This is a genomic window from uncultured Arcanobacterium sp. (assembly GCF_947253055.1).
In the GTDB taxonomy this organism is placed as follows: domain Bacteria; phylum Actinomycetota; class Actinomycetes; order Actinomycetales; family Actinomycetaceae; genus Arcanobacterium_A.
In genome coordinates this window covers 1-13254 of sequence record NZ_CAMXYE010000003.1, presented here as the reverse complement: position 1 = coordinate 13254, position 13254 = coordinate 1, and the positions used below count along the sequence as shown (strand labels likewise).

The 13254-nt window shown below is 49.8% G+C and carries 14 protein-coding genes and 1 tRNA gene; 12 read left to right on the top strand and 3 right to left on the bottom strand.

The window, feature by feature from the left end; translation table 11 throughout:
• Positions 1–21: 21 nt before the first annotated feature.
• Both hemH and Q0X35_RS00490 read left to right on the top strand, forming a co-directional pair.
• The gene (gene hemH / locus Q0X35_RS00495) at positions 22–972 is read left to right on the top strand and encodes a ferrochelatase (RefSeq protein ID WP_297564351.1); all 951 of its coding nucleotides are present in this window, start codon (positions 22–24) and stop codon (positions 970–972) included.
• A gap of 311 nt (positions 973–1283) precedes the next feature.
• Entirely contained in the window at positions 1284–2672 is a 1389-nt protein-coding gene (locus Q0X35_RS00490; RefSeq protein WP_297564372.1) for an amino acid permease, read from the top strand.
• A gap of 160 nt (positions 2673–2832) precedes the next feature.
• Here Q0X35_RS00490 and Q0X35_RS00485 read toward each other — a convergent pair whose 3' ends face one another.
• Positions 2833–3603: an inositol monophosphatase family protein gene (locus tag Q0X35_RS00485; protein ID WP_297564350.1), complete on the bottom strand. Its 771-nt coding sequence runs from the start codon at positions 3601–3603 to the stop codon at positions 2833–2835.
• A 270-nt stretch (positions 3604–3873) separates the two neighbouring features.
• Here Q0X35_RS00485 and Q0X35_RS00480 point away from each other — a divergent pair, with 270 nt between their 5' ends.
• Both Q0X35_RS00480 and Q0X35_RS00475 read left to right on the top strand, forming a co-directional pair.
• Positions 3874–4155: an HU family DNA-binding protein gene (locus Q0X35_RS00480; protein ID WP_297564349.1), complete on the top strand. Its 282-nt coding sequence runs from the start codon at positions 3874–3876 to the stop codon at positions 4153–4155.
• 104 nt (positions 4156–4259) lie between these two features.
• Positions 4260–4577: a DUF3039 domain-containing protein gene (locus Q0X35_RS00475; protein WP_297564348.1), complete on the top strand. Its 318-nt coding sequence runs from the start codon at positions 4260–4262 to the stop codon at positions 4575–4577.
• Positions 4578–4580: 3 nt separating this feature from the next.
• Here Q0X35_RS00475 and Q0X35_RS00470 read toward each other — a convergent pair whose 3' ends face one another.
• Positions 4581–5927: a nicotinate phosphoribosyltransferase gene (locus tag Q0X35_RS00470; RefSeq protein WP_297564347.1), complete on the bottom strand. Its 1347-nt coding sequence runs from the start codon at positions 5925–5927 to the stop codon at positions 4581–4583.
• Positions 5928–6120: 193 nt separating this feature from the next.
• Here Q0X35_RS00470 and murI point away from each other — a divergent pair, with 193 nt between their 5' ends.
• The 8 genes from murI (at position 6121) to Q0X35_RS00430 (ending at position 12191) form a co-directional block, all read left to right on the top strand.
• A complete protein-coding gene (gene murI, locus Q0X35_RS00465; protein WP_297564345.1) occupies positions 6121–6951 on the top strand; it encodes a glutamate racemase in 831 nt (276 codons plus the stop codon).
• The gene (locus tag Q0X35_RS00460) at positions 6948–7745 is read left to right on the top strand and encodes an MBL fold metallo-hydrolase (RefSeq protein WP_297564343.1); all 798 of its coding nucleotides are present in this window, start codon (positions 6948–6950) and stop codon (positions 7743–7745) included. The genes murI and Q0X35_RS00460 overlap by 4 nt, the downstream gene beginning before the upstream one ends.
• A gap of 18 nt (positions 7746–7763) precedes the next feature.
• Complete coding sequence (rph, locus tag Q0X35_RS00455; protein WP_297564342.1) at positions 7764–8507, top strand: ribonuclease PH; 744 nt, start codon at positions 7764–7766, stop codon at positions 8505–8507.
• 41 nt (positions 8508–8548) lie between these two features.
• Positions 8549–9178, top strand: a complete 630-nt coding sequence (rdgB, locus tag Q0X35_RS00450; protein ID WP_297564341.1) for an RdgB/HAM1 family non-canonical purine NTP pyrophosphatase — start codon at positions 8549–8551, stop codon at positions 9176–9178.
• Positions 9179–9282: 104 nt separating this feature from the next.
• Positions 9283–9597 carry a hypothetical protein gene (locus tag Q0X35_RS00445; RefSeq protein WP_297564339.1) on the top strand — a complete coding sequence of 105 codons (315 nt, stop codon included), beginning with the start codon at positions 9283–9285 and terminating at the stop codon, positions 9595–9597.
• Between the two features lie 51 nt (positions 9598–9648).
• Positions 9649–10116 carry a peroxiredoxin gene (locus Q0X35_RS00440; RefSeq protein ID WP_297564337.1) on the top strand — a complete coding sequence of 156 codons (468 nt, stop codon included), beginning with the start codon at positions 9649–9651 and terminating at the stop codon, positions 10114–10116.
• 143 nt (positions 10117–10259) lie between these two features.
• Positions 10260–10341: transfer RNA gene (locus Q0X35_RS00435), tRNA-Leu, on the top strand.
• A gap of 182 nt (positions 10342–10523) precedes the next feature.
• A complete protein-coding gene (locus Q0X35_RS00430; RefSeq protein ID WP_297564336.1) occupies positions 10524–12191 on the top strand; it encodes a glycoside hydrolase family 13 protein in 1668 nt (555 codons plus the stop codon).
• A 91-nt stretch (positions 12192–12282) separates the two neighbouring features.
• On the opposite strand, the gene Q0X35_RS00425 is transcribed toward Q0X35_RS00430, so the two are convergent.
• On the bottom strand, positions 12283–13254 hold a 972-nt coding region (locus tag Q0X35_RS00425), incomplete at its 5' end, for an NAD(P)/FAD-dependent oxidoreductase (RefSeq protein WP_297564334.1).

Below are 13254 nucleotides of genomic sequence, written 5' to 3'. Positions count from 1 at the left end.
TCCTTACCGTAAACTAGCCATATGAAATATGGGTGCCTTATAGTAGCGTTGGGAACTCCCACCTCTCCAACTCCGCCAGATATTGCAGATTTTCTCCAGGAATTTCTTTCTGATCCGGCAGTAGTAGATTTTCCCGCTTGGCTCTGGAAGCCTATTTTGCGGCACGTAGTCTTAAAAATCCGCCCGGAAAAAATTCGCCCCCAATATGAACATATTTGGCTGGCAGATGGATCTCCTTTACAAGTACATACGCAAGCACAGGCAGTAGCTCTCCAAGCTGAATTACCGGAAGTGGCGGTGGCCTATGCCAATACCTATACCGCACCCCGTATCGCTGATGTTATTGCGCAGCTCGTGGCAGAAGAGGCGATAGAAGAATTAGCGATAATTCCGCTTTATCCGCAGTATGCCCCTTCTACGGTGTGCGATATTAGAAGGCAGGCGGAGGCTTACTGCGCAAGGGAGGGAGCTCCACGCCTACACTGGGCAGATTCCTGGCAGGTGCAGGAGCAATATATAGCTTGGTATGCAGAAAAGCTACAGGAAAAAATTGCCCGCGAAAATCCGGATAAAATTATTTTTTCTTTTCACGGGGTGCCACTCCGGGCGGCGCATGCTCCTACTAGCTATTTTCGGCAATGCGCACAGACGGTAGCTGCGATTATGGATCGGGTAGGGGATTATCCGCACGAGATGACTTTTCAATCTAAATTTGGCCCTGGTAAATGGCTCCACCCGGCTACTATCGAGCGGATGCGGGAACTGCCGCGCGAAGGGGTAAAGAATATACTTTTACTCACGCCGGGCTTTTTTGCCGACTGCATAGAGACTCTTTATGAGCTGGATGTACTAAATAGGGGTGAGTTTCAAAAGGCAGGTGGCGAAAAATTTACGCGCCTAGCTCCACCTAATTCCGATGCGGAGGCGGGAAAAATCTTGGCGGCTCTGTACCGGGAGATTTTGCCGCGCTGAGTCTTTCGCTAAATTTATCACACCGCGTTACACTACACCGCGCTGCGTTTGGTGCTTTTTGAAAATCTGAAAAATAGTGAGCGGCCAATTATTTAGTAGCTAGAGTGCGCGCCTGCTTCGCTCTGTAAAAAAATCCGACTACGCTAAGTATGTAGTTTTCGAAAAAATGCTGCGGCAGTTTTTGATTTTCCTGCTTTAGTGGGGTTTAATTACTGCATACTCAAACAATGGAGGAAAGCGTGCAGAATAATTCGACGCAACATGAGCAAAATGGCGGTTTACGCCGAAGCCTCCGCGCTCGGCACTTAAATATGATTGCCATAGGCGGGGCAATTGGCACCGGCCTATTTGTAGCTTCTGGAGCTACTATTTCTCAAGCAGGCCCCGGTGGAGCCTTGCTCGCTTACGCTTTAATTGGTGTAATGGTTTACTTCCTGATGCAGTCTTTAGGAGAGATGGCTACCTATATGCCAGTATCGGGCTCTTTCGAAGAGTACGGTACTCGCTTCGTCAGCCCCTCTTTTGGATTCGCCACTGGCTGGAACTATTGGTACAACTGGGCTATTACTGTCGCAGCTGAACTGGTAGCGGCAGCTATCGTTATGCAGTATTGGTTCCCGCACGTGCCTTCCTGGATCTGGTCACTGGCTTTCTTGCTGCTGCTATTTTTAATCAACGCTTTTTCCGTCCGGAGTTTCGGGGAAGGAGAATTCTGGTTTGCCCTCATTAAAGTGGTGACGGTAGTAGTATTCCTCGGCCTCGGGCTACTGATGGTAGTTGGAATCATGGGTGGTAAATCTCCCGGTTTCGCCAATTGGCAGCTCGGTGAGGCTCCCTTCGTAAATGGCGGAGTGGGTATCTTGGCAGTGTTCATGATTGCTGGTTTCTCTTTTCAGGGCACGGAAATGCTCGGAATTGCTGCCGGGGAGACGGCGGATCCAGTGAAAACTATTCCGCGCGCAGTCCGCTCCATTTTCTGGCGAATTCTGCTCTTCTATATTGGGGCCATCGCCATTATCGGTTTCCTCGTACCTTATACTGATCCGGCTCTATTGAATCCAGATGGAGATATCGCTCTTAGCCCCTTCACTTTAGTCTTTGAAAGAGCGGGAGTGGCGGCGGCCGCCTCTATTATGAATGCCGTAATTTTGACCTCCGTCCTCTCTGCCGGCAATTCTGGCCTGTACGTATCTACTCGGATGCTGCACGCCTTGAGCGTTTCCGGAAAAGCACCAAAGGTATTTTCGCGCACTACTCGGCGCGGTATCCCCATGCCCGCCCTACTAGCTACTTCGCTAATCGGGTTAATGGGCTTTTTCCTTTCGCTGCTGGGAAGCGGGCAAGCCTATACCTGGCTCGTAAATGCCTCCGGTTTAGCCGGATTCATCACTTGGGTAGGGATTGCCTGGTGCCATTTGAAGTTCCGGCGTGCCTATGTGGCGCAAGGGCATGATATAAAGGATCTTCCTTACAAATCCCCGCTCTACCCCTTCGGGCCAATTTTAGCTCTAGTTATGTGTGTCCTCGTGATATTAGGGCAGAACTTTGAAGCTCTGGTAGGCAATGGAGATTTCCTCTCCTTGCTCTCCAGCTATATCGGTCTACCGCTCTTCCTGTTCCTCTGGGCGGGGCATAAGCTAATTACGCGGGCTCCGAAAATCGATCCGGCCAAGGCGGATTTAACGCGTACGCATCACTGAGATAATTCCAGTATTGGAAATTTTCTGATTTAGACGTATGCGGGCGCCAGAATTATTAAATAATTCTGGCGCCCTTTCTGTATCACATTGGGGTTGTTAGGTTGTTAGCCGGCGTTCTGCTATTTATTGCTAAGCGGTGCTAGGAAATCACCTGGCAGATCTATGCCGAGAATTGCAATTTTCGTAAATCTCTAGCTACCTGCGGCCAAGCATAAATAATGGAACCACTTTCTAGAGGTGCAAAAGCAGAGCCGTCTATTCGCTCTACACAGGCGCCTGTTTCTGTTCCTAGCACTAAAGCAGCGCCGATATCCCAAGGCGAAATATGGCTATGCACAAAAGCTGCGGCCTGCCCACTCGCCACCTCTGCACATTCTAGAGCGGCTGCTCCATAGCGGCGCTGGCCGCGCGAAACCGCAATAGCGGAGCGAAGAAAAGGATAAGTCTCTACGTCATATGGAGAAGTAATAAGCACCCCTTCTGCTAAGCCTTGTGTCCCTAGTGCTGGAAGCACTACTCCGTTTTTATAGGCGCCGCCGCCGCGCACTGCGGTATAGAGGATATTCGCCGTCGGGTCGAGAATAATTCCTACCTGCGGTATTCCCTCTTCGTAGAGCGCTAAAGAAATAGCCCAGTCGCGCCGCGTATACACATAATTCAAGGTCCCATCTATCGGGTCTAATACCCAGATTCTGCCCTGCAGAGAATCTACCTTATGGCCTTCTTCCCCCATAAGTGGATAGCCGCTTGCTGCGTGTAGTTTTTGGGCAATAAAATCCTCTAAATATTTATCGACTGCCGTCACTAAATCATTGCGCCCGCTCTTGGTGGCTACGTCGAGGGGGATAGGAGGGTCTAAAGCGATCTCTCCCGCCTTGCGTATAATCGGTATCGCCATTTCTAAGAGGGAAGAAAAACTTTGTAAACCCATAGTGCCACAATCGCATTTTTTGATAGTTTCTGCAAGTATTTTTGCGCAAAATTCGGAGCTTTTCGCAGTTCAGCGGGATAAAGAAATTGTGAAAAATGAGGTTAATGTGAAAATTTTTTTGCGTGGAAGGTGGTAAATATAGCAAATCTCGCTAGAATTGGTGTTTAGCAGTAAATTTCCGCTAGATTGCAGGTAGCAACCTACTGACGCTCGGTCCTTTGGGGCTGAGAGTAGGAGCTGAAATATCAACTATTATTCGAGAGGAAAGAAATGGCCCTCAACCGTACTGAACTTATTGCGAAGATTGCTGAAGTATCCGGTTTGACCAAAACCGATGCCGATAAAGCAATTGCCGGTTTGCAGAGTGTATTGATTGATTCGCTTTCTGCGGGCGAAGCAGTAAAGATTACTGGTTTAATGTCGGTACAGCGTACCGAACGGGCAGCCCGGAAGGGCCGCAACCCCCGCACCAAGGAAGAAATCCTTATTCCTGCGGGCTTCGGAGTAAAGATTACCCCCGGTTCCACCTTGAAGAAGGCTGTGAGCAAGTAAGTAATTTTCTGTAAAAGAAAGTAGGGAGAAGCCGCAGTGCTTTTCCAAATTGCAAAAAGGCGGGAAGAATTTAATTCTTCCCGCCTTCTGCATAGAATGAGAATATGAGTACTTCTGATCCCCATGCGGCCCCGGCCGGCCCGGAAACGCAGCACGAAAGCGCTATATCCGTACTAGAACGGCCGGAAGAAAGCTACAGTCCGGGCGATAATGAACGCTACGCTCACTATGTGCGTAAAGATCGTATTACGCAATCTCTAGTGGAGGGGACGCCGGTGGTAGCTCTCTGCGGAAAAGTCTGGATTCCGGTGCGCAATCCTGATAGATTTCCGCTCTGCCCGACTTGTAAAGAAATCTATGCCAAATTAGGTAAAGGTGGCGGAGATTCTTGGCCTTTTGGCCCGGGCACGCCGAGTAACTAAAGATTAGAAAATATCTACCATTTCGGTAGGAATTCCTGGTTCCCCTTCCGAAAGGCGCCAAGCTGCGTAAGGAAGAGCCGCCCGCGAATTGCGATGCCGCTCTGCTGCTAAAGCTAGTGAATCCATATTGGCATACTTTTCGTTTATTACTCCACCTTTTACCAACTCTACTTGGAGTGGGCGAGCTTCCCGCGATTCCAGATAAGCTAAGCCTTCTTCCCAAGTGTGGGCGGCAACTATAATATCGCCGGCTGCGCGCCCTGTTTCGTCATGGATACGCCCGGCAATTTTCATTCCTCCCACGGTGCTCTTTCCGCCGGCTCGCTTCGCTACTTTCTCCAGTTCGCCGTCTTTATTCTCGCGCGCTACTAGCTTGTACACTAGCTCCGCGGTGGGGTGGCCCGAGCCAGTTACTACCCGGGTACCTACGCCATAGGAATCTACCGGCGCTGCATTGAGAGCGGCAATTGAATATTCATCGAGGTCAGAGGTGACGGTTATCTTGGTGGAAACTGCTCCCAAGGCATCTAGCTGCTCGCGCACCTGGAAAGCTTGCGCCACTAAATCTCCAGAATCAAGCCGTACGCAGCCGAGTTCTCCGCCCGCGGCGCGAGCTGCTTCTACGGCCCGCTCCACTCCTTGCTTTACATCATAAGTATCTACCAGCAGGGTAGTGTCAGCGCCCATCGTGGAAATCTGGCTGGCAAAAGCGGCTTCTTCTGAATCGTGGAGCAGCGTAAAAGCGTGTGCAGAAGTACCTATCGGCTTAATTCCGTAGGAACGCCCCGCCTCTAAATTAGAAGTGCCTACAAATCCTCCTACTACGCAGGCGCGTGCCGCCGCCACAGCTGCCATTTCGTGTGCCCGCCGTGCCCCCATATCTAGGCAAGGCCGGTCGTGAGCGGCAATAGTCATACGAGAAGCTGCGGTAGCTACCGCCGAATCATAGTTCAAAATTGAAAGTACTACCGTCTCCAGCAGCACACATTCGGCAAAAGATCCGGTAACAGTGAGCAGAGGGGCGTGCGGGAAATAGCATTCGCCCTCAGCGTAGCCGTGGATATCGCCAGAGAAATGGTAATCAGCTAGCCACTGCAGAGTATTTTCGTTTACCACCTGCGCTTGGCGTAAGTAGGCAATATCTTCTTCGGAAAAATGAAACTGTTTTACGGCTTCTAGTACGCGGGCAACTCCTGCCACTACTCCATAGCGCCTACTACCGGGCAAACGCCGCGAGAACACTTCAAAAACTGAGTGGCGTTGCGCCGTGCCGTCCTCTAAAGCGGATTCCAGCATAGTGAGTTCGTACATATCAGTGAGCAGAGCAGTGCTGCCAGTAAAAGGTTTCATATTTTTACCATAGTACTAAAGCCCTAAAAAGTCTTTATCGCCACCTCATTTACATACAAATATTTTTAGATATAATTTTTTAATTTATAAAATAGAACGGAAAGAAAATGAAAATAGGGGGAGTAAAAGAGTGGTGGTAAGATTCACTGCCCTCGGCCCTTGATTGCTCCTTTAAGGACGTAAAGTAGATACTATGAACAATGCGCCGATAGGGATTTTTGATTCCGGCCTAGGAGGCCTGACGGTAGCGCGCGCAATTATTGACCAGCTTCCGCACGAATCCATTAATTACATTGGCGACACCAAAAATTCTCCGTACGGGCCGCGCCCAATTGCGCAGGTGCGTTCGCTCGCACTCGAAGTGATGGATAAATTGGTGGATTCGGGCGTAAAGATGCTCGTAATAGCCTGTAATTCTGCCTCTTCTGCGGTGCTGCGAGATGCCCGCGAGCGCTATACCCAAAAGGCGGGAATCCCAATCGCAGAGGTAATTCAGCCGGCAGTTCGCCACGCAGTAGTGACCACTCGCAACGGAAAAATTGGGGTAATCGGCACGCAGACCACTATTAGCTCGGGTGCTTATGCTGATTCTTTTGCGGCTGCCCCCAATTTAGAGCTCACTATGGCGGCTTGCCCGCGCTTTGTGGAATTCGTAGAAAAAGGTATTACCAATAGTCCAGAGCTATTAGAAGTAGCTCGGCAATATCTAGCTCCGATAAAAGCGGCAGGAGTGGATACGCTCGTGCTCGGATGTACTCATTATCCTTTACTATCTGGAGTGATTTCCTATGTGATGGGAGAAGAAGTGGCGCTCGTATCTTCTGCCGAAGAGACGGCAAAAGATGTATATCAGCAGCTTCTAGCGCAAAATATGATGGCGGATTACGCCCAAAAACCAGTGTATAATTTCTATGCCACTGGCGATGCACAAGATTTTGCTAAGCTCGCTAGCCGTTTTCTCGGCCCGGAAGTGCGTCACGTGATTCCTATTGTCGATTATGCGGCGGGAAAGGATTCAGAGTGAGACTGACGATTATTGGTTGCACTGGCTCTATGTCTGGTAAAGATGCGGCTGCTTCCAGTTATCTTTTACAGGCCGAGGCTCCAGATGAGAAAGGTACAATCCGTACTTATTCTCTTATTTTTGATTTCGGGCCCGGAGCTATGGGGCAATCTTTGCGTTATATCAATCCGGCTTTCTTAGATGGCATTGTAATTTCACATATGCACGCTGACCATATCGCGGATATTGTTGGTATGCAGGTATATCGCCGTTGGCATCCCGATGGGCCGCTCGGGCAGATTCCCGTAATTACCCCCGGCGACGGAGCAGCGCGCGTCCGAGGTATTTCCGCTGATCCAGAATTTGAAGATTACACCGGAGAATTTAAGTTTCTCGTGGCGAAAGCGGAAAATACTTTGCGCCTCGGGCCTTTCACCATGGAGTTTTTCCCCGCTTGGCACCCTATAGAGGCTTACTGCATTCGCCTGCGCGGACCGCGGGAAAATGATAGCCAAAAAGAATCGATATTCGCTTATACCGGAGATACCGATTACTGCGAAGGAGCTGTACAGGCAGCGCAAGATGCAGATCTTTTATTGGCAGAAGCCGCCTTTGAAACTGGCCGGGATACCGTCCGGGGAGTACATATGACGGGTGTACGCGCTGGTGAATTAGCTCGCGATGCACAAGCTAAACGAGTGGTACTTACACATCTGCAGCCTTGGACGAGTAGCGAGCTGGCCTATAAAGATGTTTCCGCTATCTACTCTGGAGATATATCTATTGCCGCTCCTGGCAAGGTATATGAGTTCTAAGCGCGTTATTCTGTTCTTATGAGTAATAAAATAAGGAAAGATGGCCGGCAAGTAAATGAATTGCGTCCGGTGAAAATCACGCGGCATTTTCTCAGCCACGGCGAAGGCTCGGTACTAGTAGAGTTTGGCAATACGAAAGTACTGTGTGTGGCTTCGTTTACGGAAGGAGTGCCGCGGTGGCGCAAAGATTCCGGGCTAGGGTGGGTGACTGGCGAATATGCCATGCTTCCCCGAGCTACGGATACGCGTAATGCCCGGGAATCGGTACGCGGAAAAATAAGTGGCCGTACGCAAGAAATATCGCGTCTACTAGGGCGCTCGCTGCGCGCAGTGGTGGATATGGCAGCTCTCGGGGAAAATACGATTATTCTGGATTGCGATGTGCTACAAGCAGACGGTGGCACTCGCACTGCCTCTATTACCGGCGCTTATGTGGCACTCTGGGAGGCAATAGCGTGGGGAATAGAGCGCGGATATGTGCACGCAGCTAGCCCGGAAGCCGTGCTCAGCGATACGGTATCTGCCATATCGGTAGGGATTATTGACGGGCAGCCCTGCCTAGATTTGCCTTACGAAGAAGATTCGCGCGCTGAAACAGATATGAATGTGGTAATGACGGGGCAAGGAAAATTTATTGAAATTCAAGGCACCGCCGAAGGGGCGCCTTTTGCGCAAGCGGAGCTGGAAAAGCTATTAGCTTTGGCGCAGCAAGGTTGCCATGAATTGAGCCTGATTCAGCAAAAAGCTTTAGCTGAATCTTAGGACGGGCGGAGAAGAAATTTTAGGAAGAGCGGAGAAGATAGATGCCAGAGCCAAAAATACTGCTTGCCACGCACAATCAGCATAAAGTAGCGGAAATTCGCGAGATTCTCGCGGCAGCTCTTCCCGGATTTTCTCCTACTATGCTGATATCGGCAGCTGATTTGGAAATTCCCGAACCAGTAGAAGATGCGACTTCTTTTGCTGGAAATGCCTTAATAAAGGCCGGGGAAGCCGCCCGGGCGGTGGGGATTCCCGCTTTAGCTGATGATTCTGGAATACGGGTAGATATCTTGGGTGGAGCTCCTGGCATATTTTCAGCGCGCTGGAGTGGAAAGCACGGCGCAGATAGAGAAAATTTAGAGTTGTTGCTCGCCCAATTGGCAGATGTGCCAGAGGGGAGCCGGGGAGCTAATTTTACTTGTACCGCTGCTCTCGCTCTGCCGGATGGGCGCTGGAAGACCTGTAGCGGGCAAATATATGGTAGTTTGTGCTTTGCGCCGGCTGGAACAAATGGTTTTGGATACGATCCAATATTCGTGCCGCAAGGTGCGCAGCGTACCTTAGCTGAAATGACTCCGGAAGAGAAAAATCGTATCTCCCATCGGCGAGCTGCTTTCCGAAGAATTGCTCCGTGGGTAGGAAAAGCCCTAGGGCTCACTTCGAATAGCTAGCAGCCAGGAGCAAGTACAGGAAGCGCAGGAAGCACGGGTAGCGCAGGAAGTGCAGAAAGCACGGATAGCGCAGAAAACTTAGGAAGTGCAGGTAGAGTAGTTTTATGGAAAAAATTTTAAGATTCCTCCTCAATACGAGCGCACTTTTTGCTCTTCTGATGGCAATACTCGGAATACGAAATCTTTTCGTGGCCGGTGCGCAGCCCGCTGTTTTCGGGATTGGGATTATCGGAATAGCTGCTCTAGCGGCTGCTTTAATTGGTTGGCGAAAAGAAAATACTTTTTGGGCCGCCGGGGGAGCGCTCGGAACGGGAATTATATTCCCTACTCAATGGGGGATAATTCCGATGGTAGTTGGATTTTTGATTTTTATTTCGCTGATATCTTTGCAGCTTTATTGCGATAATATGCGCAAATAAAGCGATTTAAATGCGTGCCAATGCAGTGATTAATTAGGAAAGGAAGTAAAAATGGCGAAATTAGAAGTGGGTGAAACCGCTCCTGACTTTACGTTACCGCTGGCTGGAGGAGGAAACTTCACTCTTTCTCAAGCACTTACCAAGGTGGAAAAAGGCTATATTATCTATTTCTATCCGCGCGCTATGACTCCGGGTTGCACCACAGAAGCCTGTGATTTTCGGGACTCCTATAGCGAATTACAGAAGGAGGGCTACGGAATATTGGGGATTTCCCCGGACCCGGTGGAGCGGCTGGAAAAATTTCAAGCAAAGCAGAGCCTTAATTTTCCACTTGCTGCTGACCCAGAAAAAGAGGTGCTCAGCGCCTGGGGAGCTTATGGAGAGAAAAAGAATTTTGGAAAAATTGTGCGCGGAGTAATCCGTTCCACCTTTGTAGTCGGTAAAGATGGAAAAATAGTGCAAGCTGAATACGGAGTGCGCGCGAAGGGGCATGTCGATCGGTTGCAGCAAAAATTGTGAGTTTGCCAGTTTGAATATTTACTAAAAATCCCGTTATGCTTAATCACGTTCTGTTTATTATGCCGAGCGCGGTCTGCTAAGAAAACTTAGTGAGCCGAAGCAGAAGATATAGCAAGTATCGCGGGTGGTAAATAGGCAAAGATGCGCGAGTGGCGGAATTGGTAGACGCGCTAGATTTAGGTTCTAGTGCCTGCGGGCGTAGGGGTTCGAGTCCCCTCTCGCGCACGAGCCCCTTTTCTTGGAACTAAGAGGAAAGGGGCAAATTTATTTCGAGATTTTTATGCACCGGGCAGCAGTTATTCTAGTTTTTGTAGTGGAATATCTAAGGCTAGTAATAGAGCCGCTAATATAAGCAGTAAAGCTTAATTTAATGGCGAGCGAGAAAAAGAAAGAGTGTAAAGAGAATATTGACTGATAAAGTAGCAAAACTTTGTACCGGAGTAATCTACCAAGTATATTTACGTTCTTTTTATGACGGCAATGGAGATGGAATCGGCGATTTGGTTGGCTTACGTGAAAAACTTCCGGCCATTGCCGATTTAGGCTGTGATGCTATCTGGATTAACCCCTGCTATCCCTCCCCGCAGCACGACCACGGATACGATATTTCGGATTACCGCTCTATTAACCCAGAATATGGCACTTTTGCAGATTTTTTGCAGCTAATAGAGCAAGCCCATGCTTATGGTTTGCAGGTATTAATGGATATAGTGCCCAATCATTGCTCGGTAGAGCATGCATGGTTTCAAGCGGCTCTTCACTCTGCTCCAGATTCGCCGGAGCGCAATCGCTTTATCTTTCGCTCCGGGCGGGGAGAAAACGGGGAACTGCCTCCGAATAATTGGCAAAGCGTCTTTGGTGGGTCAGCCTGGAGTAGAATTACGGAACCTTCCGGGGAAGCAGGGCAATGGTATTTACATCTTTTTGATTCCAGCCAGCCAGATTTCAATTGGCGTAACCCCGAAGTAGCTCAAGAGTTTCTTTCTATTCTCAATTTTTGGTACGACTGCGGAGTAGATGGATTTCGGATTGACGTGGCGCACGGCAATTTCAAATCTGCCGACCTCGGCGACGATACGAGCCCTGATTTTCCCTATAGCTACAATTGGCGGATGTGGAACCAGCCAGAAGTGCATGATATTTACCGCAGTTGGCGCGCTTGCGGCGATGAGCGAGGAGGAAAATATCTCGTAGGTGAAGTTTGGTTGCCAGCGGGAGTAGCGAAAGGCGAATATGTACGCCCTGATGAATTGCACCAAGCCTTTGCGTTCGATCTTTTAGTCCAGCCCTGGAAAGCACCGGAAATGCGCGCAGCAATCGATTTTGCCTTAACGGAATGCGCCGGAAATAATTTCCCCGCTTGGGCTCTCGCTAACCACGATGTACATCGTGCCGTCACCCGCTATGGGCAAAACCAAGTGGCCGATAATCCTTCAGCTGCAGCCATGATCGCGGCGGGTCGGAATTTTGCGCAAACAGATATTGAGCTGGGCACCAGACGTGCTTTAGCTGCTATAGCTCTAGTATTGGCTCTGCCGGGGTCTACTTTTATTTACCAGGGGGAAGAACTCGGATTGCCAGAATACTTAGATATTCCAGATGCGGCGCGCCAAGATCCCATTTGGCTGCGCAGCCAAGGCGTAGATAAAGGTAGAGACGGCTGTCGGATACCCTTACCTTGGGATGCAGAAAAACAGAATTTCGGGTTTTCTACTGCTGAGAAGCACACGCTGTGGCTGCCGCAGCCGGAGTGGTTTGCTAAGTATGCGCGCAGCAGGCAAGAAAAACTTTCCGATTCTTTTCTCGCTAAATATCGAAAATTGCTTAAGCTGCGCGCGGAGATTTTTCACCCGATCGGTAATCTGCAATGGTTGAGTGATAAAGATGTCGGCAATGTACTAGCTTTTCGTGCTGGGCGCGGGGTGTGTGTAGTAAATCTCGCTGCGCAGGAATTTTCCGTACCGTCTACCTGGAATTTAACCAATTTAGCTTTTAATACGGCAGGTGGATGCCAAGCTGAGATAATCCCAGCCAACTCCGCGAGCTGGTATATATGCGAGAATTCTGCCCAATAAGCCGGCTGCCTTTGTAAATCTTGCCCACTGTGCGATTAGATTTATAAAATTTACTCGGCTACTTGGCTGCCTTCCCACTCGCAGAAATACCTTAGGCCGGAGTATCTTCTTTCCACGGTGGTAGAGATATTGCCTTTTCCATCAGATGCCCAGTAGCGTGCGGCCCGAGTGTCTTGAGTGCCAATCTTCCCGCCAATTGCTGGTTAGTTATAGAGCGCTCGGAGCGCCCGCTGGAAAGAAAACTAATTGCCCAGCGGGCAAGAGTGGAAAAACGACTCTTGAAACCGGTGAGCGTGAAAAGATGTAAAGCACACCAGGCTGCCCAAGCTGGGAAACCATGTAATTCCACTTTTCCAATTTTTGCTACTGCCTGCGCTTTCCCGATTATAGCCATAGAGCCTTTATCGCGATAATGGAACTGAGCGGGCGGATCCGTGTGATGCAACCGAGCCAGAATAGTCTGCGTAGCAAAATCTGCTGATTGAATCGCTCCCTGGGCCACTCCCGGCACTCCCGGATAAGCCATTAAATCACCTATTACGAAAATTTCTGGATGCCCCGGAAGCGTCAAATTGGGCTCTACGCGTACTCTGCCCGCCCTATCTACTTCAGCGCCAGTAGCAGCAGCCAGTTTCTTCCCAATTGCTGCTCCCTGTACTCCTGCCGACCACACTTTACAGCTGCAAGGCACTACTTGCTCTTCTCCAGTGCTACTGCGCAGAGTGACGCTGCGGGAATCGATATTAACGACCGTCTGGCCCGTCCAGACTTCCACGCCGAGTTTCTTCAATTCTGCTATAGTGCGCCGGCTGATATTTTCTCCAAAAGCTCGCAGTGGATGTTCACTGCGATTCACTAAAATTACTCGCGCCTCGGCCGGGGAAAAATTCCGAAATTCTCCGCGCAGCGTGCGCGTAGCTAATTCACATATCTGCCCTGCTACCTCTACGCCGGTGGGCCCACCACCTATCACCATAAAAGTGAGTAATTCGGCTCGCTCTTGTGGATCGGAAGTCAGTTCAGCTAATTCAAAGGCTCCGAGTATGCGCGCGCGAATTTCTAA

Excerpts from the sequence above, each read along its gene's own strand:
- hemH (WP_297564351.1), top strand. The coding sequence starts at position 22 with ATGAAATATGGGTGCCTTATAGTAGCGTTGGGAACTCCCACCTCTCCA.
- Q0X35_RS00490 (WP_297564372.1), top strand. The coding sequence starts at position 1,284 with ATGATTGCCATAGGCGGGGCAATTGGCACCGGCCTATTTGTAGCTTCT.
- Q0X35_RS00485 (WP_297564350.1), bottom strand. The coding sequence starts at position 3,603 with ATGGGTTTACAAAGTTTTTCTTCCCTCTTAGAAATGGCGATACCGATT.
- Q0X35_RS00480 (WP_297564349.1), top strand. The coding sequence starts at position 3,874 with ATGGCCCTCAACCGTACTGAACTTATTGCGAAGATTGCTGAAGTATCC.
- Q0X35_RS00475 (WP_297564348.1), top strand. The coding sequence starts at position 4,260 with ATGAGTACTTCTGATCCCCATGCGGCCCCGGCCGGCCCGGAAACGCAG.
- Q0X35_RS00470 (WP_297564347.1), bottom strand. The coding sequence starts at position 5,927 with ATGAAACCTTTTACTGGCAGCACTGCTCTGCTCACTGATATGTACGAA.
- murI (WP_297564345.1), top strand. The coding sequence starts at position 6,121 with ATGAACAATGCGCCGATAGGGATTTTTGATTCCGGCCTAGGAGGCCTG.
- rph (WP_297564342.1), top strand. The coding sequence starts at position 7,764 with ATGAGTAATAAAATAAGGAAAGATGGCCGGCAAGTAAATGAATTGCGT.
- rdgB (WP_297564341.1), top strand. The coding sequence starts at position 8,549 with ATGCCAGAGCCAAAAATACTGCTTGCCACGCACAATCAGCATAAAGTA.
- Q0X35_RS00445 (WP_297564339.1), top strand. The coding sequence starts at position 9,283 with ATGGAAAAAATTTTAAGATTCCTCCTCAATACGAGCGCACTTTTTGCT.
- Q0X35_RS00440 (WP_297564337.1), top strand. The coding sequence starts at position 9,649 with ATGGCGAAATTAGAAGTGGGTGAAACCGCTCCTGACTTTACGTTACCG.